This window comes from Nostoc sp. DedQUE04 (assembly GCF_034530995.1).
Lineage (GTDB): Bacteria > Cyanobacteriota > Cyanobacteriia > Cyanobacteriales > Nostocaceae > Nostoc.
The window spans coordinates 24,320-49,367 of record NZ_JAVRCA010000066.1 but is presented as its reverse complement, the minus strand read 5'-3'; the positions used below and the strand labels follow the sequence as shown (position 1 = coordinate 49,367).

At 40.4% G+C, this 25,048-nt stretch carries 15 protein-coding genes; 3 read left to right on the top strand and 12 right to left on the bottom strand.

Features of this window, described 5'->3' with window-relative positions:
* Positions 1–88: 88 nt before the first annotated feature.
* On the bottom strand, positions 89–5,770 hold the full coding sequence (locus RM049_RS31540) for a putative Ig domain-containing protein (RefSeq protein ID WP_322706988.1): 5,682 nt from the start codon (positions 5,768–5,770) through the stop codon (positions 89–91).
* A 10-nt stretch (positions 5,771–5,780) separates the two neighbouring features.
* The gene (locus RM049_RS31535) at positions 5,781–6,038 is read right to left on the bottom strand and encodes a hypothetical protein (RefSeq protein WP_416212674.1); all 258 of its coding nucleotides are present in this window, start codon (positions 6,036–6,038) and stop codon (positions 5,781–5,783) included.
* A gap of 14 nt (positions 6,039–6,052) precedes the next feature.
* On the opposite strand from RM049_RS31535, the gene RM049_RS31530 reads away from it, so the two are divergent.
* A complete protein-coding gene (locus RM049_RS31530) occupies positions 6,053–6,478 on the top strand; it encodes a hypothetical protein (protein ID WP_322706986.1) in 426 nt (141 codons plus the stop codon).
* A gap of 259 nt (positions 6,479–6,737) precedes the next feature.
* Here RM049_RS31530 and RM049_RS31525 read toward each other — a convergent pair whose 3' ends face one another.
* The 9 genes from RM049_RS31525 to RM049_RS31485 all read right to left on the bottom strand — a co-directional run bounded on the left by RM049_RS31525 (position 6,738) and on the right by RM049_RS31485 (position 22,258).
* The gene (locus RM049_RS31525) at positions 6,738–9,284 is read right to left on the bottom strand and encodes an AAA-like domain-containing protein (protein ID WP_322706985.1); all 2,547 of its coding nucleotides are present in this window, start codon (positions 9,282–9,284) and stop codon (positions 6,738–6,740) included.
* Positions 9,285–9,287: 3 nt separating this feature from the next.
* Positions 9,288–10,694 carry an AAA-like domain-containing protein gene (locus RM049_RS31520; RefSeq protein WP_322706984.1) on the bottom strand — a complete coding sequence of 469 codons (1,407 nt, stop codon included), beginning with the start codon at positions 10,692–10,694 and terminating at the stop codon, positions 9,288–9,290.
* Positions 10,695–10,712: 18 nt separating this feature from the next.
* Positions 10,713–12,443, bottom strand: coding sequence for a pentapeptide repeat-containing protein (locus tag RM049_RS31515; RefSeq protein ID WP_322706983.1), 1,731 nt, complete (start codon positions 12,441–12,443; stop codon positions 10,713–10,715).
* A gap of 158 nt (positions 12,444–12,601) precedes the next feature.
* The gene (locus tag RM049_RS31510) at positions 12,602–12,781 is read right to left on the bottom strand and encodes a hypothetical protein (RefSeq protein WP_322706982.1); all 180 of its coding nucleotides are present in this window, start codon (positions 12,779–12,781) and stop codon (positions 12,602–12,604) included.
* A gap of 1 nt (position 12,782) precedes the next feature.
* A complete protein-coding gene (locus tag RM049_RS31505; protein WP_322706981.1) occupies positions 12,783–15,803 on the bottom strand; it encodes an NACHT domain-containing protein in 3,021 nt (1,006 codons plus the stop codon).
* 159 nt (positions 15,804–15,962) lie between these two features.
* Complete coding sequence (locus RM049_RS31500; protein ID WP_322706980.1) at positions 15,963–16,709, bottom strand: hypothetical protein; 747 nt, start codon at positions 16,707–16,709, stop codon at positions 15,963–15,965.
* 82 nt (positions 16,710–16,791) lie between these two features.
* Positions 16,792–18,909 (bottom strand): NACHT domain-containing protein, encoded by a 2,118-nt coding sequence (locus RM049_RS31495; RefSeq protein WP_322706979.1) that lies wholly within the window; start codon positions 18,907–18,909, stop codon positions 16,792–16,794.
* A gap of 19 nt (positions 18,910–18,928) precedes the next feature.
* The gene (locus RM049_RS31490; protein ID WP_322706978.1) at positions 18,929–20,038 is read right to left on the bottom strand and encodes a pentapeptide repeat-containing protein; all 1,110 of its coding nucleotides are present in this window, start codon (positions 20,036–20,038) and stop codon (positions 18,929–18,931) included.
* A 36-nt stretch (positions 20,039–20,074) separates the two neighbouring features.
* Entirely contained in the window at positions 20,075–22,258 is a 2,184-nt protein-coding gene (locus tag RM049_RS31485; protein ID WP_322706977.1) for a pentapeptide repeat-containing protein, read from the bottom strand.
* 445 nt (positions 22,259–22,703) lie between these two features.
* On the opposite strand from RM049_RS31485, the gene RM049_RS31480 reads away from it, so the two are divergent.
* On the top strand, positions 22,704–23,465 hold the full coding sequence (locus RM049_RS31480; protein ID WP_322706976.1) for a DUF6748 domain-containing protein: 762 nt from the start codon (positions 22,704–22,706) through the stop codon (positions 23,463–23,465).
* 108 nt (positions 23,466–23,573) lie between these two features.
* A complete protein-coding gene (locus tag RM049_RS31475; RefSeq protein ID WP_322706975.1) occupies positions 23,574–23,990 on the top strand; it encodes a hypothetical protein in 417 nt (138 codons plus the stop codon).
* Between the two features lie 176 nt (positions 23,991–24,166).
* Here RM049_RS31475 and RM049_RS31470 read toward each other — a convergent pair whose 3' ends face one another.
* Positions 24,167–25,021 (bottom strand): hypothetical protein, encoded by an 855-nt coding sequence (locus RM049_RS31470; RefSeq protein WP_322706974.1) that lies wholly within the window; start codon positions 25,019–25,021, stop codon positions 24,167–24,169.
* Between the last annotated feature and the right edge of the window lie 27 nt (positions 25,022–25,048).

Genomic DNA, 25,048 nt, shown 5'->3' with positions numbered 1-25,048 from the left:
CACTCGCGAATAAATTGGTCTTTTCACCCTCTTTTTGCAAAATTGGGATGCTCCCTTTAAAAACTCTTGTTGTAAAATTCGTATGTATTTAAGCATAACCTTTAGTTAGTCCCAAAGTTGCTACAAATTGGTTTAGTAGTTGCGCCATATTGGGAGTAAAAGCAAGTGAAACTCCAATCCCAACACTAAGACCAACCGCACCCACTAATTCGCCTGTTCTCAACTGTTTTAACCTTTTTGTTTGTTCCTTTTCGTCAAATGTTGCAAGCTCTGCAATAAGCTGATAATTATTTAGCTGGTCGGTATAAAAAATAAGACCAGTAAAATCGTTGAAGTAAATAATATTTCTATCAAGGACTCTTACAGGTCCTCCAATAAATGGAGGAGCTTTCCATGTTCCTTCTCCTCTCCATCCTTCACTTTGCAAAGATAGACGATACTTTTTCATTTGACCTTTGCCCTTGCTGTACCCCCCAGGATTGAATGGCTTTATCTCATAGAATGTTTTTCTATCGTAGTTTCCGATGTCAGGCTGATGATCAGGGTTAAGACCTACTCCTATGCCACGTGGTGCCTCTCCTCTTTGAGGGCTAAAGTAAATGTCGTCACCTATAAAGTCTATAGCATAGTTATCATTTACCTTTTTTTCTACCTCATCCCCCAAAATATCGTTAGAGCGAAATCTAGCAGCTAATCCTGATGGATCTACCATTACTACTGGATTGAGATTGCCGTACACGTACTTATGTAAAGTCAAAGGTTCACTTAGTCTACCCTCATAACTATCCCTCCCAGTGAATCGTCCAATTTCAGCATCGTAATAACGCTGTCTGAGGTAGTACTGTCCCAAGCTCTGGTCATACTGCTCTCCAGCAAACAGGTAGCTGTTATCTGTATTGCCTGTCGAGTTGAGCAGATTACCAAATGCTTCATAGGTATAGGCAGCAACAACATTACCTTGGGTATTTGTCAACGCAGTCGTACTGCCTAATCCATCTACCAGATAGAACGACTGTTCTACATCGCGCATCTGAGCAATTAAACCATGCCCATAGAAATATCGCACATCAATATTATTACCCGTACTTTCTTCTAACACCTGAGCATAGTCGCGGTTTTTATCTACTAAATATTGGGTTGTGACCTCATTCACTGTGGAGCTAACCCGGATGCCATCTGTGTCATAGGTGTAGCCTATCATTGTGCCATCTGGCATCTGCACTGTTACTAAGCGATTTTCGTTATTCAAGGTGTAAATTGTCTGCTGGTTGCCCGTCCATTTAGAAGTGGTGTTACCGTTGTTATCGTAGTCATAGGTTGTATCAACACCATCGTGCGTCTCAGTTGTTACGCGGTCATTTTCATCATACACATAAGTAGTTGTGCCTTCCTGGGAATTAACCCGACTTAGGCGGTTACCTACTTTGTCGTAAGTATATTCAATTGTGTGAACCGTGCTACCAGAGGTGATCTTTTCCTGTATTAAGCGATACAGTTCATCGTACTCATACTGCACCGTGCGTCCAGTGTGGTCGATGACTACTTTACGATTGCCCACAGGGTCAAGCGTGTACTGATAACTTGTGAGAATTGTTTCTTGTTCAGTAGCTGCATCAACCTTAGTGTTCTTGAGAAACTTCAAGCGATTGAGGTCATCGTACTCGCGGAATTCAACCACTCCATTGGCCGATTCAGTCCGCCGCAAATTGCCCAGTGGATCGTAGAAGTAAGTGGTTTGTCCAATAGCAGCATCGCTAGTTATCTTGAGGCGATTGCGCTCGTCATAGGTGTAAGTAGTTTCTCCAGAGGCGGTTTTGACAAACGTGCGATTACCAACTGCATCGTAGCCGTACTCGATGGTAGCATTATTACTCAGGATGTAGAGATCAGTACGAGAGATAAGGCGATCGCGTTCGTCATAGCGAAAAGTTGTTGTTCCCCGCTCATCAGTAATAGTTTCAATCTGTCCTGTCAGAGTATAGGTCATGCTGATTGTTGGATCATTCTCAAAATCCTTTTCAGTTAACCGATTTTGTTCGTCATAGCGATAAACTATCGTTTTGCCGTTAAAATCCTTGACACTAATGAGATTGCCTACTCCATCATAAGTCATTTCAGAAAGCTGACCCATTGGCAAAATTACAGCAGTTTGCCGCCCGACTCCATCATATTCATAACGAGTTTTGTGGTCATTGGTGTCCTCAATTTCAATTAAACGACCCAGTTCATCATAGCGATACTCCGTCCACTGATTGCGAGCATCTTTTAGTCCCGTCAAACGACCCAGTTCATCATAGCGATACTTCGTGGTTTGGCCTGCTTGATCAGTTATAGCAATGCGCCGACCTAACGCATCATATTCATTTGTGGTGTATGTCTTGTCGTAGAATTGCGTTTTCTTTAACCGTCCCAAGTCATCATAGAAATAATTAGTAGTGTGATTGAGTGCATCAAATTCCGCAATCTTTTGTCCCGCTTTGTTGTATTTATAAATTGTGCGTGGATTATCATCTAGGGTGTTAGTAGTTGTATCAGCGTAAATAATTTCAATCAAGCGGCTTGCTACATCATAACGGTACTCGGTACGATTGCCTCGCTCATCAATGTCTGCTTTTACCAAACCGTCAGTAAAGTATTCGGTTTTGGTGCGCGGATTATCATCATCTGTTTCAGGCGTAAAGTCTGGATAAATCGTCTCCGTCAAGCGACCAACTTTGTCATAAAGATAGTTAGTCACACGTCCTAATTGATCGATTATCTCTATCTCACAACCTACTGCATCATATTTTGTCTTATTGCGCGGATTGTCGCCCTGATTATTAAGTGTGCTGTCCGGGTAAATAGTCTCAATTAATTCACCTTTTTCGTTATAGACGTATTCTTTCCGCCGATTTAGAGCATCGATTACGGCTACCTCTCGACCTAATTTGTCATACTCATAGCTTGTTATGTGATTTTCGGGATCAATCTCGGTCTTGACTTGACCCTCATTGTCGTAGCTCCAAGTTGTTACTAACTCTCTCACACCTGTAGGAGTTGTGACATTACGCGTCTCTGTTTTTTTATTGCCGTTAAGATCATAGGTATAGGTCGTGGTGTTGTTTAGAGCATCTGTTACAGATGCCATGTTACCCGAACTGTCATAGGTAAATCTTATAATCTGTTGATTAGCATCGCTGACTGACTTCAAAAGACCATTGGAGTAGTCGTAAATCGTAGTATTACCAGCCGCATCAGTCGTTGAAAGCAGATTGCCATGACTGTTGTATTTATTGGTAGTCGTGCGACCCAAGGGATCTGTATGAGTCAACAGCCGATTGTAAGTACCATAGGTGTAACGGGTAATGTTGCCCAATGGGTCTTCTTCCGTTAATTTATTATTCTTACTGTCGTAGGTGTACTTAGTAGTAAAACCATTTGGCCCAGAACGGTCTGAAATGACAGTCTCTTCCAGAACATTATTTTCATCATCGTACTTACGCTTGATAATCTGCCCTTCTGCGTCAATCTCAGTCAGAATGTTACCACGAGCATCATATTCATAGGTAGTAGCATGACCAAGTTGGTCTAGTACAGTCTGCCTAGAGTTGTTAGGGTCATAGGACATTTCCACCTTTTGACCGTTAACATCTTCCAAATACTTCAACCGCCCGTCATCACCGTACTCGTTCTTGACACCAGTTCTGCCCAAGGGGTCGATGATTTTGTCGAGATAGTGCGATCGCTCTTGGTCATACTCCATCTGCGTAGTATTACCTTCCCGGTCGGTTACGCTGACCAAATCACCCTGAGCATTATACTGATACCGAATTTGCTTACCTGCCGGGTCAGTCACCGTCGCAATCCTGCCCTGCGCGTCCCGCCCAAATGTAATCTTCTGCCCAGTCGAGCTAGTTATATCCGCATCTGTATAGGTTAGCTTGTTACCATTCGTATCCGTGACAGTGAGCAAATCACCCGTTGCTGCATCAATTTCGTAAACAATCCCCTCTTTCGTTGTTAAAACATACACACCACCATAATAAGTATCAGCCGGATTATAAGCACTACCACCCAAGCCGTAATACTGATTAGTACCAGCCCCATGAATAATACGAGTATCTTTCACAGTGAGGGTATCAGTTACGCCAGCATCAGCCACAAAGGAGGGGTGATATATATTCGGGTCAGAATCAACACCACCAGCACCTCTTAAATACTGAGAAAGTGGATCTAACTTCGGTTTAAAGGTAAATCCTTCCCTTTTTCCACCTGGGAGAGTAATGTATACTTTTGTACCATCCTTGAACGGATTTTGCCCTCCTAATTCCGCAACTTCTCCAGTGGGTTTGCCAACAGAAGTCCGCAAATCCGTGTCCCGGAATTCCATGCGCCAGCCGTAGCCGAAATCATCTGTAGTACCCGATGTCAAAGAATCATAGGTGCGAGTTAAGGTGATTGGGATTCCGGTAACAGGAATCGACAAATCCGTGAACGACAGTCTAAAGTTACCGAGCTTCAATTCGCCAGACACATTAACCGTGTCTTCTACAAAGCTGACATTTCCGCCCTTATCGTGAGCTTCCAGTCGCAAAGTGTACGAATCATTTTCCAGCAAAGACGGGTCAAATTTACCCAGTACACCATCATTAACAGTGCTTGTGCCTCGGAAAATCTCTTTGAAATCGCTACTGCCAATGGGCGCAACCAAGAGACGATAGTAATCAAGGTTATCATCGCTGACCGTGCCTTTAATCTCAACAGGTGCAGTAACTGTACCTTGCGCGATCGCACCCAAGTTCAGGCTGACATCGGGAGCGCTGACATCGCTAGTGTCAATTACCGCTACATCAAAAGTTGCTTGCCCAATATTACCTGCCGTATCTGTAGCGATCGCTTTTGCGGTAATCGTTCCGGCTGTGGTTGGCGTGAACCGTGCCATGCCATTGCTATCCAGCACTACCGCAGTACCGTTGATCAGCAATTGCAGCCCAGCAACCTTGATATTGTCAGTCGCTCGTGCTTGAAAAGTTATCGACTCGCCAAGGTTTACAAGGTCATAGTTGGTAATCAGCCTGACTTTCGGTGCTTCCGTGTCAGCCGCCACCGACAGATTATACTGTTGCTGCCCAGTACTGCCATTGCCGTCGTTGACTGTAATGACAACTGTATGACTGCCAACATTGCCAGCAGTCGGTGTCCAGCGCAGTCTGCCGAGAGTATCCAGCGTCATTCCCAAATCACGGGATGTCTGATCCAAGGTGTAAGATAAGCGATCCCCATCCGCATCATTGGCAATTACATCATAGCTGTACGTACTGCCAGGGGTTGCTGTTAACACAGGTGTAGAGCGAATTACCAGAGCATTATTAACTCGTGCAGTCAGTGTAAAGCCCTGTGCCGCGCCCAAACCAGCAGCGTCCACCGCTCCCACAACTATCTTGTAGTTACCAGCAACAGGATTATTCCAAGTCAGCAAACCAGTGCTTGGGTCAATGGTGATACCCGTAATACCCGCAGGAACAGAAAGTAACTGATAAGTCAAGGTATCGCCAGCATCCGGGTCAGTAGCAACGACTTGATATTGGTAAGGACTACCAACTGCGGCTAAGTACACAGGGGTAGAGGTGATACTTTGGGCAACGTTAATAGCAGTTGCACCCACTTCAATGGTGTAAGTCTGCGTGGTGACAGCACCTTGAGCATCGCGTGCAAAGACTTCAACCTGTTGAGAACCAATTTGCGACGCTTGGGGTGTCCAGCGAATTGCACCGTTGCTATCAATGGTCATCCCCGCAGGTTTACGACCTAAGCTGAAGGTAAGGGGGTTCTGGATCGGTGGCAACAACAGTGTAGGTGTAAAGCTGATTTTGGGCGGCTCTGGTTATGGGATTGGAGACAATGGCAGAAGGAATATTAGTACCAGTGACAGTAAGAGTAAATTCTTGTCCTAGAAAACTACCCCAAGCATCAGTGAGACGCACCTTAACATCATGTTCACCAATTTGATTGCTTGATGGCTGCCAACGCAGAGTTCCCCGTTGAGCATCAATCACCATACCCTCTGGCGCTTGTGGATGATGTACCGAGTCAACCTGCTCCGTTGTTGGCTGAAAAGCAGGATTGTAGCGTTGAAGGGAGGGACTGTCATGAAGGTACTGGTTCCGCCGCGCCCGTCGCACAAAATGAATTTTCTGACAAGGAAGCGATCGCTAATCAAACTCAGGGGCAAGTAGAACAAAGTAATCCCGTTTCGTTGTTGGCTGAGAACCAGGAATGTGACGTTGAAGCGGCAGTCTCTCATGAAGGTACTGGTTCCGCCGCGCCCATGTCGTTAAATCAAAGTGAGATATTTGAATGGTTGGATAGAGCGAACGTTGGAGAATGCCCCCCATTGTGGGTAATTCAATATTTGCTAGACAGCAAGTATTACGCCAGTATGAGGGCAACAATCAGCAAGTTTGAGAAGCAGTGGAATATAAAGGAAAATAGGCTTTGATTATATTTTATTTATTATTCGATTCCATACAAGAAACTGAAGGGCAAACTATTTAAAATAGATAAATTTCAGCGTAATACCCTTATCCAGGAGAAGATACCAGAATAGATATTCTAATTGGACAGAGTGGAGAGTTAAATGGCGAATACTCCACTAATTATGGTCAAAGTGGGAAGGTGGTTTATATATCTTCTTTCTATCCAAATATTTCTCGAAGATTAACTAGACTGATAATTTAAGTGTTTATTTCCATATATATCTAAATTTTACATTTAACAAGCCGTCGTGCAAGATAATAAGACTGTTCCAGCCTCAACTTTACTGCTTCATTCCATCGAGCATCTCTCAGGTATGTTAAGTAAGTAGGTAAAGCATACATTTTAGATGAAGGATTAGTTTTTATAGCTTCCATTAATTCTTCATAAGTCACCCAATCACCTTTTCTGGTCACTTCTTGATTTTGAACTTTTTCTTTATCGTACCATCCAACTGCTTTACCGTATTCCGTTGTGAATAATATATATTTTTCTTGCGAATAATTACTCCATTCATCTGGATTAATCCCTAGTTTTTTCTTTGTATAATTCCATATCTCTGTTTGTTTACTAAAACCGAATCTTTTATCTGACTCAACCCAAAGTTTGTCTAGTGCACGCAGATCCGAGCAAGCAAAATTATTGAGAGAATTAGCATCAAGGTATTTTTCTTTTTCCCTTTTAGCGAGATTAAGCATAATTTGAGCATTTTTTTCATCTGCTTCTGCCCAACTCTTATTGTTTAAATGATATTTTAGTCCAGCAAATAAATGTTTACTAAGTGATGTTTCAACCTCTTTTCTTTCATTTGTTTTTGTTAAAAGTAAATTCATTAATTGTCTATGAATTATTTCTACATCTTTATCTGTAATTAATTGATTATTTTTTAAAAATGGGTTAGTCTCATTGGGATTTTTTTTAAGAATATCAAATGCTTCTTTATAAAGATTAATGGCTTCGTTTTTATTCCCTTGTTTTACTAATAGATTTGCATACACTTTATTAACAAATATTTGTACTTGTAAGCTTTCATTGGAAACAATATTAGTTTGATTATTTAAAAAATTTCTACTTTTTATAATTGATTTTTTTGCTTCGTTCCACTTTTGGAGCTGTTGCTCTGCATATGAAATAGAAGCAAGCAGCATCGCTTGCTTAAGTTGATAATTTTTGATTCCGTAAGCTGAACCAATTTGTTGTCTGGCTTGATTTGCTTCAGCAAGCTTATTATTTCGATGAAGTTCTTCACTTAGTTTAGATAAATTTGATATTTGCTCGGTAGTTTTCCGTATTTCTTGAATGTCTTTCCCTGCCCAAATTATAGAAACTGCTGCTCCTACTAACGTTAGTACTAAAACAATAGAACCAATACGAATTCGTTTTCGAGCTTTCTGATTAGCCTCAGACAATTTTTGATTAGCTTCACCTAATACTTGATTTCTTTTCTCTACTGCTTCATTATTTTTTCTTTCGCGTTCCAAAGCAGCTTCTTGTTCTTGGGCAACTATTTTCTCCTGAATTTCTTTTTCTTTACTAGCTGCTAAATACTGTTTATCCTGATAACTCAAGTTCTTATCTTGCGCCCACTCTTCTGCCTCTTCTAATGCCTTTCTTCGCAGCAGCCGTGATTCATCAGTTTCTCCCGAAGCCACCCAAAATCGAAAATTCTCTGAATAGGGACGCAGGTTGTTTAGTTGGTTTTCAATCCAATTAAAATCAAATATCTCACGATAAATCTGGTTATAGATTCTCAGCTTACCTTGCTGTCTAACAACTAAACCCGATAACTGTAATTCACTCTGCTCTAAAGTATCATCTGCTGTTAGCTCAGATTGTTCTTCAGCTAGCCGAACTTGTTGATACAGTTCTAGTAAATACCCTGCTCGTTGTTCATCCCGCAAAATCCTGGCTTGAATTGTCCGTAGATGCTCAGGCTCATCCTGTGATTCCCAATTTTCGATAATCCGTGACTTAACAACTTGCTCCACTGAACAAGGGTTATCTTGCTCAGATTCTTCAACCATGAACTGACACAACTTTTGAGTCAAAAATGGTTGTCCTTCTGTCCACTGCAATATTTCTTGTATTACTGCTTGAGGATTATTAAACTTTCCCTGCAAACCCTTCTCTAATGGTTCAGCCTCATGTAGTTGAAAGCCTTTGAGGGAGATAGCCTTACCAATGTTAAACGGGGTACGGTTCTTATCTTGTATTAAACTAGTCGGTGATGCGACCCCTAGTAAACAGAAAGTGAGGCGATTATATTGGGGGTTATCAACTCGCTCATTATAACAAGACCTAATAAAAGCAAAAAAGTCATCTGTAGGAAAATTCAAACTCAGAACACTATCAATCTCATCAATAAAAATTACAATATTTTCTGAAATTTCTGCGAGAAGTATTTTTGTCAGAAAGTTACTAAATCTTAACAACGGGGAATTTAATTGATTCTGCTCCCACCAAGCCTTAAAATCTACATCCAAGGCAAAACTATCGATGAGCTTAACAATCAAATCTGCATACCAGTTTTCTTGAGTTGCTGTCTGAATATTAATGGAGGATAAATCAATAGATGCACGCTCTACACCAGCTTCACTCAAACGGCTCATTGTTCTGACACGCAAGCTGGACTTTCCACTTTGTCTAGAATTTAGTACATAACAAAACTTCCCTTGTAATAGGGCTTCCTTTAATTCATCATCAGCTTCTCGTTTGACATAAGTACTGGCATTTTCAGGTAGACTTCCAGAGAAAATGTACTGGTCAACCATAAACTACTCCAAACGTGCCAAAAAATACCGACGGTACAAATCGCAACTAGCAATACAGTCATTACGCACTATTTTAACTAGACCCAGACTGTGCAATTTAAAAGTGATTTCAGGATTAAGCTGCACTGGTTTATCTACTGTTATTACTTTTGTATAACCCTCTTTTAGCTGAGAATCACTTTGCAAAGATTCTAGTTGCTGCCGTAAATGATAGCTGAAAATTCCTTGTTCTGTTGGAGCTAGGCTGATTAATTCCTCTAAAGAAGTTTCCTGGCTTCTGAGGTTAGCTATTGCCTCGTTTAGCAGATAAGGATGTCCACCTACTAACTGGATTAATTGACTTAATCCCTTTTCCTCAAAGTACCCCCCTAGTTCATACAATTTAACCATTTCTTGCACCTGTTGTTGATTAAACTCAGGTAACTCGATAGCTAGTCCGACGTTAAACGGTGAACGATTAATATCTAAGGTGGGGTAAGCTTCTGTGGAATTAACTACCACTAGTCGTAGTTTCTTCCAAATTTTTCCCATCCTGTCTCCTTGTTTGGCTGTTTCATACCAACTCCGCAACAGGAGGCAGAATTCTGAGAAAATATTAGCATATTCAAATAAACGTTCAAAATTATCTATCGCAAAAACAAGATAGCTATCTATATTCGATAATAAATATCTTTGAAAATAACGAGTGCAACTTGTATTTAAACCCAAACTTTCTTGCCAATATTCATCTACCTTATCTGACACATCCAAGCTATCAGAAACATTGACACATAACCAATGTAAGAAAGTTTTTAAGTCAGTCAGAGTAGAATTATCAGCAAGTTTTAAATCTAGTTTTACTGTCTCATATCCCTGGTGTCTTGCATGGTCTAAGATTTTCTCTAGCAGCAGAGTTTTACCCATTCTTTGCGGAGCTTTGATGCGAATTAAGGCTCCGGGCTGCACGATTGCTTTATAACATTTCTGCTCAATTGGTGGTCGTTCAATATATATAGTTGTGTCTGCCCCTAGTCCAGAGTTCTCAGCCACTTGCAACTGTTGTTCAATTGCATCTAACTTGTCGCCAAGTTCCTTCAAGGTGCGTTCCTCTGACTGAAGTTGGTGTTCGTATTGGAACTTGCGGGATATATCGGTTTCAATAACCAAAGCTGTTCGTAGATTTGCAACTTTCTGGCTTTGAAGGGTGTAAGCTTTTTCGAGTGAATCTTTTTCTTGTTGCGATCGCTGGCGTTGATTCTGCGATTGTGCTGGATTACTGGATGCCGGCGTATGCTGCCCAAGGTGAATGTTATAGATGTCGCCGCCAATTTGCCCAGCATTAACTGTGCCAGCGTTAATTAACCCGCCGCCAAACTGGGCATTGCGTAAGTCGTTGTTATTGACTTGTTTGGGGTCTTGTGAGTCGGGCATGGTTTGGCTTGAGCGTTTTTAAGCGTCCTTGTTGTGAATGTTACCACCTATTTGGTCTGCATCAACAGTATTAGCATCTACTATGCCACTTGCAAATTGCGGATTCTGCATATTGTAGTTAGAAACTTTCCTCGGATTTTCTGCCAATGCTTTTTGAACTGACCCTTGCTGTTCCACTATGTCAAATAGGCGGTTAATCTGAGTTTCCTGTTTGGAAATTAGGGTATCTTTATCCTCAAGTCTTGCTTGGTACTGCGCCTCTAATGCCCTAGCCGCAAATTCATAGCCCTGTATGAAGTCACTGTGGATTTTCGCTTTGTCTGCATTAGAGGAAACAGCTACTCGGACGACGAGAATACCATCGCCCTTCTTCTCAATGCTTTGGACATCTAATTGTGCGCCTTGGTTTTCGACTTCTAATTTTTTGAATGAGTAGGCGAAAGCATCCCAGTCGATGCCGTTGTGAAAGATTAGGTCAACTGTTTCTAGGGATTTTTGAAACAGTTGGGTGAATTCACCGGGGGCAAAGTTACCACTGCTGGGGCAGCGTTCTTGTTGGTTCTGACGCAGATAAATATAATCGCAAATTACGTCATCAAGAGTTGTGGTACTGTTTATATGCCAATCTTCTATACAAGCTCCTGTAAGAATTGCACTTGTAAAGTTAGCACCGTCGAGTTGCGTTTGTTTTAGCTTTATTCTAGATAGATTAGTGCGACTAAGGTTAGCGTAATTAAGATTAACTCCAATAAAACTAGCATCTGATAAATTAGCACCTGACAAGTTAATGCCTTCAAGATTTAATACATCTATATCAAAAATTTTGTTTTCGCCATTACCTGAAACCACCAGCTCTCTAATTTGTGGTTTTTGTAGATAAGTTTTTTTGAGTCGGGCTAATCCTAAATATTTAGCTCCTCTCCATAAAGTACAAATCAGAACTGCACTTTTAAAATCGGCACCTTTTAACAATGCTTTAGTAAAATTAGCTCCAGTTAAATTTGCTTGATAAAAAGAAGTGCCTCCTCTAGCGGCGAAGTTAATACACATTTTCCAAATCCAAGAAAACTTCGGATCTCCTTCTATTGCAGCTTGACTAAAAAAGTAACCCCAAAATCCTCCAAAAAAACCGCCTACGAGTCGTCCAAGCCATTTCCCCTCAGCAAAAACTTTGATAATTTGTATGTCTTTTGCTTGAGTTGTATTTATTAATGTCTGTTGGGCTAATTCACCCATTTGGCTGAATACAAGTACTGTAAGAATAGCCATTACGACAAAATTAGTTACAGCTACTCCTCCTAATTTTGCTTTAGGTTCATCCACAGCAGCAGTAGCGCCAAAGTAAGCTACTGCTAGGATAGCTCCTACAGGTAAATAAATATTTATGATAACAACAATATTAGGATCAAGGAAATTATTTAGAATTCCACGTATCAGACTGATAAATATTGAATAACAAATAACAACAACAGCAGGAAGTTTTTTAGAAAGCCAAAAATATATATTAAAATTTAAAATTATAGCAGAGGTAAATCCTGAAAGACTAGATATTGCTAAAGATAGTATTAGTAGAAAAAAAATCCAAATTAACTTCAATCCAGCTTTTGCATTACTGAAGTTGGCTCTTGTTAGATTAGCGCTACTAAAATCTGCTCCCCTAATATTTGCACCACTAAAATTTGCCCCCTCAAGGTTCTGTCCCTTGAAGGAGCGCCCACGAAGATTTTGATTGGAGAAGTCATAGGGCATAGTTAGGTTAGTAAAAGCATGGGTTAACCCTGGATACAATTTGAATATACGCTTTTACGGACTGTAACATGGTATTTATTGTCAAGTAAAGTGATGCTTACTTTAATTGCTTTCTTTGTTAATGATCATTGTTGATTAGCAGCAGAGTATGAGTGTGATCACCCATAGTAGTTTGCGATCGCTCTTGGATCAACACCTTGGCTATGGTAAAGGTCGAGGGTGTCAAAGATTGGTTTGATGAAATCCCCAAACTCAACCGAAGCAAATACTTCCTGCCTGTTGTCGGGTTTACGGTGGGGGTCTGGGTTATCTGGTGTAAGGCTATATCGTGAGGTCATCTTATCCACTGTGCCATGCTTCAAAAAAGCTGGAATAAGGCATTAGCTGGGCGCAGTACCAGATTACTTTGTAACAATCGAGAAAACGATTAATGTCACCACTTTTATCGATTTTTTTAAATAAATAAATCTTTAATTCTTTAACAACTTCTAGGCATTGATTTTGTACTAGGATTTTGTTTAATGTTTCGGCAACCCTTAAATGTACAGGGTCGTAAGGGAAAGTTTGTATTAAATGAATTAAAGCTCTAAATGCAATTTCATTGCCAGGATTTATTTTGCCTAAAACTCCAGCAGCCATCTGACAGATGTGTTCATCTTTAGTTGTTTGAATAATGTACTCTAATGCTTTTATCAAAAGCTGATTGTTAGGTTTAAGCCTACCTAAAGTTTCAGCAGCGAATATACAATTTATTTCTCGATTAATGTTGGAAATATTTTGCTCTAAAATATTAGTTACAGTAGGATTATTAGGGTCAATACTTGCTAAATGTATAGCTACTCTTAACGCTATTGATTCATTTTGTGCTATCTCTTCTAGCACTTTAATCGCAATTTCTTTATTATATTCAAATTCTCCTAAGCAAATAGCCGCTTCACAACGAGTTTGTAAAGTTTGAGATGCTTGTAGTAATTGCAGTAAAATGTTTATCACATTTTGATTGTTAGGGTCAATTTCCTTTAAATACAAAATAGCATTTAGCCTGTTGCCATTCTCTTTAGGAGATTGAATCATATTGACCAGTGCATTTATGGCAACTGAATTACCAGGATTGATTTTTCCTAAGCTCCAAGCTGCTATTTTACGGGTATGTTCATGCTTGGCATTCTGTATTAGCTTCTTTAGTACTTCATGTGCTATTTTATTACCAGGATTGATTTTTCCTAAGCTATCTGCAACTATCCAAAGAAGAGTTTCTTCTTTAGTTATTTTAGCTAAAAACTCCAACGAGTTGACAGCAGCTTGGTTATTTCCACCAATTTTACCTAACATTCTAGCGGCTTCCTCTATAATTAAATTAGATGAATTAGCTGTGTCTTTAGGCTGCTTGTTTTTGATTAGCCAGCATAAAAGAGTAATTACTCTATTGCGATCAGTCTGCTGTAAAGCTATTTTGGCTTCTTGAAATCCAAAAGGCATCAAAAAGTTACGCCATCCTTTGTTTATATCTGTGTAATAATGACCAAACGCAAGTATAGCAATGTTAGAAACGATTTGATTAGTATTTTCATAGCTTAGTAACTCTGAATAACCAGGAAGCGCTTGAAAACTATTTCGATATTTATCAAAGTCTTGAGTAAATTTACTAGACATTAAAATATCTTTGTTAAAGGCTATTTCTCCTTGAAGAAAAGCATTTTGAATTTCATGAAATAAGCTATCATCTTGAAATTCGGCAATTGCTACACCAGCAATAAAATATGCTCGATACTTATAAAAATTTTCCCATCCATCTTCAAATGTTACTAAAGACTTAATAAAATTTTTCTTCTGTTGCTTGGACACATTCTCTCGTCCGAACCACAGAAAAATAACCTCTCTCCACTGTGCTTCAAAAACTCTATAGCTGGCATCAGGATCACTTGGGTTTTCAGGAATGTGATTTAGAAAATACTCCCAGTTCTCAATCGCTAATGCAGCAAAATACTCCTGAAATGTCGGGTGAAAAAATGCATACACTGCTCTTCTAGGATTCTCTGCCTCCACCCCCACTTTATTCAACCATCCCAACCGTAACGCCATCGCAAATAAGGAATCTGCATCATCCGGCTCATCCAAATAATTACATACAAATTGCTGCCGCAGTCGAAACCGCGTTGCTTCTTTATCAATCGCCTCCCGCGCCAGTTCTTTTAAAGCTGCATTCAACTGCTTACGCTGCTCTCTTGTTATCTGCCCCTTCTTCCATTCATAAAAGTCCATTACAAACTGCTCGTACAACTCTGCTTTCGTCTGTGGTAACTTCCCATTATCCAAATACCAGCTGAAACACAACAGCGTCAGCCGTAACGGATTTTTCACCAAATCTCGAATTCGCTCTTTCCCTGGTTCCCTTAACGCCACACATAACTGTTGCCCAATGTAAGTTTTCAGTGATGGTAAACAGCCAAACCAATTTCCAATAAACTGTTCTACCTGTTGGGGATAGGAAAACTCCAGGGTGCGGTAGTTATCGAAAGAATGTAGGGCATTACTACTAGCATCCCAAACATTTAAGCGACAGGAAACCACAATTCGCGCCTGTTGTAGCAAACTTCCCGTGCGGATTTGCTGCTCAATCTCTCCTAAAGGATTTCCTACAGTCGTTTGCATTTCATCAGCGCCATCCAGCAACAGCCACACCAACCCCTGGTTAAACTGAGCCACAAAATCATCTTGAACTTGGGTAGATGCTTGAGCTTGTCCAGTTTGCCGGGCTACCGCTTGCAACCATACCTCTAGCAAATATGATTCCAGTTCACGCGATCGCAACTCAGCCAGCGATACCCAAATCACAATCGACTGTTCTATCTCCTTAGATACCCATTGAGCAATCTGCTGCAATAAGGTTGTTTTACCCGTCCCTGGTTCTCCAATAATCGCAATGCGTCTTCCCTGACTTTTAGGGCTTTGTCTATCTTTAAGTACCTGCTCTAGAAACTGCTTATTCTCAAACGTTTGGGTAATTTCTGTTTCGCAGTAAAGCTCCGAACCTTTCTCTGGTGAAACATCCTCTCTTCGCCGACTCTGCTTTTTCCGCTCTACCAGTCCCAATGGCACATATACCTGCTCGGTTCGGTAGGTAATCCCCTCGCCCAATGTTAGCGGATTTGTGGTGAGTCGCTGCTGCTCGTTTAAAAGGAATGAGCTAACTTGATGCCAGTCAATTCCTATTTTCTGGCTAGGCTGTCCAGTGTAAATATTATAGATATCACCACCTATGCGCCCATTTACCGTGTGAGCATTAACCAAACCTCCAGCAAACTGAGCATTGGATAAGTCATTATTGTTAACTTGCTTTGGGTCTTGGGAGTCGGGCATGAGTTGGGTTTAGCGGTTTAAAAGCTATTGTTATAAATGCTACTATTTATTTCTTCTCTATTAACAGTATTTGTACTGGCTATGCCATCTGTAAGTTACATTAGAAGTGAATTCAATGCGAGCTTAAGCTAACAATTCTAATTCATCTCTACAGCTTTGCTAATGCAGTTTAGCTTTTATAAATTCTAAATCTTTGTCGATTGCTAGCCATAAAATGATATTATCAAGAATCTTAGCAATAGCAATACCAAATTCGAGTAAAAAGACAGCTTCTGAAAGTCGTCCTTTCTTAGCTATTTTCGTTCCTTCAAACCACAAATCATTAACTAATGAAAGTGCCTCTTGATGAGTACTACAAGAATTGACAATTGCTTCAGGTTTCAACTTTTTCAGTTTCTCGATCATATTTGCAGTAATATCAGTAGAAGTATTTTCGTTATCCGGTTCTGGCGGCTCAAAATAAGAATCTGCTTCCTTAGTTAATTTTTGATTATGCTCATGTCCTTTTGTATAATTTCTTGTAGCTTGTAACTGTTGTTCAATTGCATCTAGCTTTTTACCAAGCTCCTTAAGTATGCGTTCTTCTTCCTGAAGCTGTTGTTCATATTGAAACTTGCGGGATGGATCTGTCTCAATTACCCATGCGTTTCTTATACTAGCTACTTTCCGGCTTTGGATTGTGTAAGTTTTTTCTAGTACATCTCTTTGGGATTGCGATCGCTGCTGTTGATTTGGTGATGGGGCTGGCCTATCTAATGCCTCCTGCTGCTTTTCAAGGTAAATATTGTAGATATCTCCACCAATTTTTTCAGCATTTACAGACTCAGCATTAATTAAACCACCACCAAACTGAGAGTTAGGTAAGTCGTTATTGATGACTTGATTTAATTCTTTTGAGTCTGACATAGTTCAGTTTAGGCAGTTTTAAGCGTTATCATTGTCAATATAATCACCAATACCTTGTACGTCAACAGGTGCAAAATCTGGCTCAATCCCGCCTAAACTCCATTTGGGCGAAGTGGTCTTGCAGCAGTTTGTGGATGAAGCGGTAGCGACCGCCGACACGCTGGAGTAACATACGCTCGGTACAGTAGTCGAGGAAGCGGGAGTAGTTCCAGGGAATGTAGCCGTTGAAGTACAGAACGAGACGTAAAGAGAAGTGTTGAATGCAAAATAATCCACCAGTAGCTTGCCAGCGAAATACACCGAGTAGTAAGCCAAAAATTAGGAACAATTCAGTTATAGTGGTAGTTTTCCAAATTCTATTAATCCAAAAAAGAATTATAAAGCTGAGGCAAGTAAAAACAGCAACTAATCCAGAAATTCTTATTGATTGCTTAACGCTTTGATTGAAGACTGTTTTATTTTCTATATCTGGTTTCTCAAATATCCCCGAACCTGAAATCAATAGATTAACTATGATAAAAACAGAAACGAAAATCAATCCACCGATTACGGTTTCCTGAAAAGCAGAAATTAAAAAGCAACAAATTAAAACTCCTTGCCCTAAATTAATTAGCAATATGTTGAATACTTTTTTAAATGACCAATGTACATATCCTATCGGTGAAATAGGTTCATCAATATTAAATCTAAAACTATCTCTTAATAAAACTGACGAATAATCTAATATTCTTTGTCTAACTTTGCCTAAATTGTAAGTGTTGCTGTTGTATTTAGTAAAAATAAAATTAGAGAAAGATGAAGAGATTAGATTAAAAGTAACTATAAAAGCAAAAAATAATCCTAACGCTATACCCTTAAAAAAGCCAAAACTTATACTTCCAAATACAAAACCAATTACCCCTGAAGTTAGCCAAATATTTAGCATAAATATGATGCGATATACCCATTTTTGGATATATTTATTTAAGCAAGTAGGCTGAATACTCTCTGAAAGAAACTCTGTTTGTGCTTCTCTGTCTAATTGTTGAGCTAACCAAGTAAGCCATAATTTAGTTTGTTGAGTTGTAGGAAATTTCTGATTAGTATATACCTTGCTATCAATATCCCATGCTAGCATCCGGCGAATATACGATATTAGTAAATATTGAAAATTGAAAGAATCGATGGATTGCATTTTATCCCCAGCTTCGGCAGTCATGCTATTCCAACGTTCCTCCGTCATATTTTCCCATGAATTTATAAATATCTCTTGGTAAGCTAAGACAACAATACTTAGCAACAGAGGAATCTTAATTAATTCTAATAAATCTGGTTGTTTGTTAATTAAAACGTGTAAATCTGCATGATTAACCTCAACAAGATACGTGTAAATTTGATTGGTAGTTAGAGGCTGTAAGCATACAGTCCCATTAAGTTTAAGGCGAGTTTTATAGCTAGTATACTCTTCGGTGCGGCTACACACTACTATAAACTGAGGGCGACATTCTCCCTGTAGCAATTTATTAATTGCTCTAATGCAAGGTTCTTGCCATACTGGCCCAAGCTCATCTAAACCATCAAGCAATAGTAGTAATTTTTGGCTGTCTATCCACTCTTTACCAAGTTTTGCTGAAACACCATATTTAGATTTAAGTTCTGCCACTAACCAATCAGCTATAGATTGTCGGTCATCTTTCCAAGAAGACAAGTTGAATAAAACAGGAACGAAGTAATCAGGTTGTTCTTCTGCACGGATAACTAAAGCTTGAGCCAGTTCTAATTGTGTAGTCGTCTTACCTGCGCCTGGCGCACCTAAAATTAATAGTTTACCTGCAATTTCCTGGGAGTCAAAAACTGATAAAATTGTTGTGGTATCTGGGAGAAGAACAGCAGGCTTTAAGCCAATTTTTATCTCAGCATCCCAAGGGCGTTTTACCTGTTGCGGTTGTGATTCTTTCCCTAGATTAATCAGCACGGCATTGTGTAGAGATTGCCTTAACCGTAAGGTCACTTCTTCCTTAACTGCGGCAAGTAGTATGCGCTCGTTCTTTGGTCGAGCAGGGTTGCCTACTGGTGTTGTCTGCTGCCCAAAGAAAAAATTCAGAATATCGCCGCCAATTCTGCCAGCGTTTACCGTGTCAGCGTTAATCAACCCGCCGCCAAATTGGGCATTGCGTAAGTCGTTGTTGTCAGCTTGCTTTGGTTCTTCTGAGTCCGGCATGGGTTTTGCTTGAGCGTTCTTAAGCGTCTTTGTTCTGAATGTTACCACCTATCTGGTCTGCATCAATATTGTTAGCATCCACTATGCCACTTGCAAACTGCGGATTCTGCATATTGTAGTTAGAAACTTTCCTTGGATTTTCTGCCAGAGCTTTTTGAACTGACCCTTGCTGTTCCACTATGTCAAATAGGCGGTTAATCTGAGTTTCCTGCCTAACAATTAGAGCATCCTTATCTTCAAGTCTTGCTTGGTACTGCGCTTCTAATGCCTTAACCGCAAATTCATAGCCCTGCATGAAATCGCTGTGGATTTTCGCTTTATCTGCATCAGGGGCAACAGCTACTTTGACTATAAGGATACCGTCGCCCTTCTTTTCAATGCTTTGGACATCTAATTGAGCGCCTTGGTTTTCAACTTCTAACTTTTTGAACGAGTAGGCGAAAGCATCCCAGTCAATACGGTTGCGGAAAATTAAGTTAATCGTTTCTAAAGTTTTTTGGAATAAGTTGGTAAACTCTCCCAAAGAAAAGTTTCCGCTATAGGGGCAGCGTTCTTGTTTATCAATACTCAAGTAAATATACTGACAATCAATATTATCTAGTTTTGTAGCTTTGTTAATATGCCAATCTTCCAAACACGCACCTGTAAGTTTAACTCCTGTTAAATTTGTTCCTAAAGCTTGAGTCCTACTCAAACATGCTCCACGCAGATCAGCATTACTAAGGTCTGCATCACTTAAGTCTGCCTTGGTTAGGTCAGCTCTAATAAGTTTATGCTTGCTAAGATTGGCTCCAGAGAGAATAGCTCGTCTAAGTATAGCTCCGGCTAAAGTAGCGTAACTAAGGTTTGCTTCACCAAGCTTAGTATCTCTAAGGTCAGCTCTAAAAAGGTTAGAATTTTTAAAGTTAGCATCTTTAACGTTAGCGATAAAAAGGTTAGCATTAAACAGGTTAGTGTCGCTAAAATCGGTTTTAACCAGGATAGCTTTAGAAAGGTCAATTTTACTGAAATTATACTTGCTAAAGTTAGCTTCGCTGAGGTCAGGAATTACATTTGAATTTTTCTTCCTCCACTCATTCCAAACCTCCACCCCTTTGGTCAGTATTGCCAAATGCTCCTCATTCGCCATCACTAGTTCTCCTCTGCTTCCCCTGTAACGACTGAACTATTCAGCATCCTGCCACCCTTCTAAAGTTGCCAAAAGTATATTGACAAGAGGATGATCCACTAATTCCTTTAATGCTTCAGTTCCACCAGCTTTCAACGCCCCAATTACCCGCGCTTTCAAAGTGGGATTACTGTCGATTTGCTTGAGTGCTTCCGTGACTGCTATCTGTTTTTCTAGTGGAGTGCTAGTAGGGTAACTCTGCCCTAACTGATTGAGAAGCTGCTGAATCTCTGCTGCGGCTTCTGCAAGATTCTGCTTTTCCTCAGTGGAGTAGTTGGTGATGTTGCCACCGATTTGTTGGGCGTTTACAGTGTCAGCATTGACTAGACCACCACCGAATTGAGCGCCTTTGAGATCAAAATTAGATTGCTTTTTAGAACCTTCTGGCATGATAGTATCTCCTTGGTTTTGATAAGTTTGGGCATAAAAGCTGGGACGCTGTAGTGCTGTCACTACCATATTCTGTAAATCAGTGATTCTGCTATCTTTTTCAGCGATTAGTGCTTTAACTTCTTGTTCTGCCAGAACTTTTAGCTGATTATAAGTAGCGAAATACTCCGCACTCAGTTGCGATTTATCGGCTGCGATCGCTGTTTTGGCACGGAGCAAAAACTTGTCCTCACCTCGCACTTCCATGCCTACAATCCGCAAATCTGCTTCTGGGTGATTTTCAGCTAGCTGCTTAAACGAAATGGCGATCGCTCTGGGGTCAACACCTTGATTATGGTACAGGTCGAGTGTGTCGAAGATTGGTTTAATGAAATCTCCAAACTCGCCATCTGCAAACACTTCTTGATTGTTATCGGGTTTGCGGAAAGGGTCAGGATTATCGTTTGTGGGGAGTCGCATATAAACGTATTCACACCGTACCCCATCAAATTTGGTTTCAATGGTAATGCCCCAATCTTGAATGTATGCTCCTCTGAGAGTTGCACCTGTAAAGTCTGTGCCGTCAAGTTGTGTCTGTACTAATTTCGCTCTGGATAAATCTGCATCTCGTAAGTTGGCTTGGCTCAAGTCTGCACCAATAAAACTGGCATCTACTAAATTAGCTCCTTGAAAATTGACCCCGCGTAAGTCCTGACGGTCAAAGTTTTTTTCTGGTTTTTGACCTGTTACTAACACGCTTACCACTTGTGCTTTTTGCAGGTAAGTTGTGCCTGGGCGAACACGTTCAAGTTTTTTAGTTTTATTGAAACAGGTACGAGTTAAATTAGCTTTTCTAAAATCTGTACTTTTAAGTATGGCAGATGTGAAGTTAGCATCAGTTAAATTGGCATTGCGAAAGCTGGTACCACCACTCGCTGCAAAAGCAACAGCGATGTTCCGAATCAAAGAATATGTTTTATCTCCCTTCATTGCTCTCCAAGCAATGTAAGCACTAAATAAAGCTCCGGCTCCAGCGATGGCAATGGTGATGACTCCAGTGATGGCAGTGGTGATGACTCCAGTGATGGCTGCGGTGATGGCTCCGGCAATGACTCCGGTGATGGCGATGATAATGGTTCCGGTGATGACTCCAGTGATAGTGATGGCTGCGGTGATAGCGATAGCTCCAACGATGGCTCCAGTGATGGCAATAGTGATGGCTCCGGTGACGGCTGCGGTGATGGCTCCTGCTCCAGCGATGTATCCATACATACCGTTGCTAGGGGTGACAGTTCCGGTGATGGTGTTGTTTCCGTAAATGAAAGTTCCGGTTTCGGCTTCGCGTCCGCCTCCAGCAATGGCAATGGCGATGGCAATAGCGATGATGATTCCAGTGATGGCTCCGGTAATGGCTGTGGTGATGGCGATGGCAATGGCGATGGCGATGGCAATGGCTGAGTTTAATCCTTGCCGAAGGATAACTATAAAAACAACAATTACTACTATTAAGGCAGTCCAGCCACCAATCTGATTTTCTAGACTTGATGAATTGTCAAATATAAAAACTATTAACGCTCCAGTAAAGACTGAGAAAAATCCCGATATTCCTGATAGCAACAACGAAATATAGACTAAAAAAATAGTCCAATGCTTTTGCAGTCCAGCAGTAGAATGGCTAAAGTTTGCTCCTATTAAAGTAGCATTAGTAAAATCTGCACCTCGAATATCTGCACCAGTAAAATTTGCGCCCTCAAGGTTTTGACCTTTGAATGAACGACCTCTGAGATTTTGGCGAGAGAAGTCTTGGGGCATGGCTGGGCTTATAAAAACGAGGGGTTATGTTACATACAGCTTCAGTATGGACTTTTACGAACTGTAACACAAGATTTCTGACCTAGTGCGCTTGTGCTTACTGTGATTGCCTACAAGCAGAATATTAAGTCGGCTTTTGTTGTTCTTGTGCGATCGCCTCCGGCGGGCGCTCGCGCCATCGCAGGTTTGGCTAAATGCAGAGATTAGACGTACACTCAGGTGATTCTGGAACAAAGTTGGCAAAAACAATGAGTCCTTAAAATTCCTTTAAGGTTTCCCGTAAGGTTTTTTAACCTATTGTCAGTAATGTAAGAGTTATGGTAGTCCAATCTACTTTGCCTAATTACGAGCTTGTGTACAGGTATTCTGTCAGGTTTTGCCAGAAATGCTGTCAACTCTGCTCTTAACAAAGGTATTTAACCCTCAAATAAAATCGAAAACTACCATGAACAAACAATCATTGAACTATAAAGCCTCAATTATTCCTCTATTAGGTGTAATAATAGTCACCAACGGATTTGTCTCCAAAGTATCGGCGCAAAATATTTCTGCTCCAGAGACTACTAATTCTGTTGCCGCCACTGTCGAAAATCAAGAGTTTCCCCAATGGGGATATTACACGGTACGCAGAGATTTTCGCAGATGTGCTTCTCCAATATGCGGTGGATATTTTATAAAGCTTGTCAACTTGAAAGCGACTCCTTGTTTAGATGGTGTTTTTCGCTCCGAATGTTATGTGTCTGCAATTGATTGGAACTCCCTGAAAGTCCCACCTTACGAACTAATAAAAATTCAAAATGATGATGGTAGCCGGGTGATTCTCAGAGGTAACATCCTTCCAGTAACATTTCCTGGATTCGGTGAATTTGGGAATTTGAGAGTAAAAGAAGCCTTTTATGCTGCAACAAATGCCCCAGCAAAAGGTACTTTTGTGGCACTAAAAGACAATGGCATTCGCTGCATCACAACTCCTTGCTTCTCCACAGATAATCTGGTTCTAAATAAGCCGAAAACTTCTCCAGTTTCGTCAATCGACTTGAGTCAAACAGGTGCAGCACAAAAACAACTTGACGCAGCAACAAACGAAATTTTCGATCAAGGTTTGATTGCTGTAGGTAAAACTGAGGTAGTAGAAAACGCAGATCCAACCAAGAGAGATACTAAGTTTGTAGCTACACAATTTTATTTGAGAGTGGAACCGAACTAAAGAAATAAAGTTATCTTTGCCACTGGCTCATTCTAAAACTGTGCGATCGCCTATCTCAAAGAAACGTTACGCACTAGGAAGGGAGTCAAGTCAACGGAAGCCGTGTTTGTGGCAGCTTGCAAGGAAGGGAGGAAACCGGAAGCACAACAGTCCAAGTCTGCTGCGATCGCTAATCAAACACAAGAGGAGGTAGAACAGGATAATCCCACTTCGTTGTTAGTTGAAAATTCAGTTTCAGGTGGAGAAGTCAAAGCAGTTCATGAGGGCGAAAGTTCCACCGCGCCTGTCCCCAGTGCTGAAAAGTGGTCGCATGAGGCGATTGTTGCGCGGTCAAATATGCGACCTGTAAGAAGAGAAAAACTGAATCGAGCGGCGAATTCAAGGGAGAATCCGGGCTTTGACTTTTTGCAGGAATGCTGGAATGATGATCCGGCTTTGCAAATTGTGATTAAAAAGTTGCTGGCGAAGTTTCCGCAGTGGGGGATTGCGATTGTGGATGGGGTGTTGATGAAGTGGAATGAGTAGCGATATCTATGGCAAGCCGCCTCACGTCTACGTCTACACATTAGCCACTACTAAAAGAAAAGGTTAAGTTGGATTTTTAGAAAATATGCGTTGATGCCAAGCTTAATTCCCAGGTTGAATAATCATTATTATATTTTCGTTTTTCCATCTTCCTTGAAAACAAGATTTTTAAGATATTAATGTTGAGTTTTGCTTTGCTCAACCCTACTACGGGAAAGAATTTCTAATACCATTGTCTCAATCTCTGGTAGGACTTCTTGAAGATAGTCATGCTTTGCACCAACATATTGCATTAGTTTAAAATCAGCTTTAATTTTGTGCAGAAAATCTGTAACCTTTTCAGGCTGTATGGCATCTATGACATACCAGTATATACTTTTTAGTAATGGGTATAGCTCGGCTCGATGTTGAAATTGATAAAGTGACAGATTTCTATAGAAAGATTCTTCCGAAGGGTTCACAAAAATGCACGCTGTGACTCTGCTGAAAACAGTTTTCACATTGATATCTACATTAGGTTCAGCTGCTGCAACGAAATGAGTAACTAAGCAATAACTTTGCAAATCTCTTTGATAAGACACCACGTTTTCAGCTATACCTGATGTTCCTTGTGCGATGTATGCTCTTACCTGTTCTCCAGAACATCCGCGTAGCTGCTTTCCAAGGCTATCGATGTATAAACCATTTTTATCCCTGAAAGCCATGCGACTCCCAAACATTGGAGAGTTGTAATCACGCTCTATCCTTCCCATGTGTAACTTACTACAGTAATGAGATTGGTCATTTAATAATATTTTGAAGTGAAATTTATTATTTTCTCTATCAAAAAATATCGAAGTCCCTTCTAAAAAAAATAAATTAAAATCTGAAAATAAACTTTCTGCAAATTCATGATGGGAAAATCCAGCCATATATGTAATGAAATTACTTTCAGATTCAGAAAGTTCTTGTCTGCACAAAAGTGCCTCTCTAAGTAGCTCGATGGTAGGTTTTTTACACAGATTGATTAATTCTGTGAGTTTTTGATGCATAGCTATATTCCTTATCTAAAGATTTAA

Coding starts and splice junctions, on each gene's coding strand:
- RM049_RS31500 (WP_322706980.1), bottom strand. CDS start 16,709: ATGTCAGACTCAAAAGAATTAAATCAAGTCATCAATAACGACTTACCT.
- RM049_RS31515 (WP_322706983.1), bottom strand. CDS start 12,443: ATGCCCTATGACTTCTCCAATCAAAATCTTCGTGGGCGCTCCTTCAAG.
- RM049_RS31505 (WP_322706981.1), bottom strand. CDS start 15,803: ATGCCCGACTCCCAAGACCCAAAGCAAGTTAACAATAATGACTTATCC.
- RM049_RS31510 (WP_322706982.1), bottom strand. CDS start 12,781: ATGACCTCACGATATAGCCTTACACCAGATAACCCAGACCCCCACCGT.
- RM049_RS31520 (WP_322706984.1), bottom strand. CDS start 10,694: ATGCCCGACTCACAAGACCCCAAACAAGTCAATAACAACGACTTACGC.
- RM049_RS31470 (WP_322706974.1), bottom strand. CDS start 25,021: ATGCATCAAAAACTCACAGAATTAATCAATCTGTGTAAAAAACCTACC.
- RM049_RS31495 (WP_322706979.1), bottom strand. CDS start 18,909: ATGCCGGACTCAGAAGAACCAAAGCAAGCTGACAACAACGACTTACGC.
- RM049_RS31480 (WP_322706976.1), top strand. CDS start 22,704: ATGAACAAACAATCATTGAACTATAAAGCCTCAATTATTCCTCTATTA.
- RM049_RS31540 (WP_322706988.1), bottom strand. CDS start 5,770: ATGACCATTGATAGCAACGGTGCAATTCGCTGGACACCCCAAGCGTCG.
- RM049_RS31535 (WP_416212674.1), bottom strand. CDS start 6,038: ATGGTGATTGATGCTCAACGGGGAACTCTGCGTTGGCAGCCATCAAGC.
- RM049_RS31490 (WP_322706978.1), bottom strand. CDS start 20,038: ATGGCGAATGAGGAGCATTTGGCAATACTGACCAAAGGGGTGGAGGTT.
- RM049_RS31485 (WP_322706977.1), bottom strand. CDS start 22,258: ATGCCCCAAGACTTCTCTCGCCAAAATCTCAGAGGTCGTTCATTCAAA.
- RM049_RS31525 (WP_322706985.1), bottom strand. CDS start 9,284: ATGGTTGACCAGTACATTTTCTCTGGAAGTCTACCTGAAAATGCCAGT.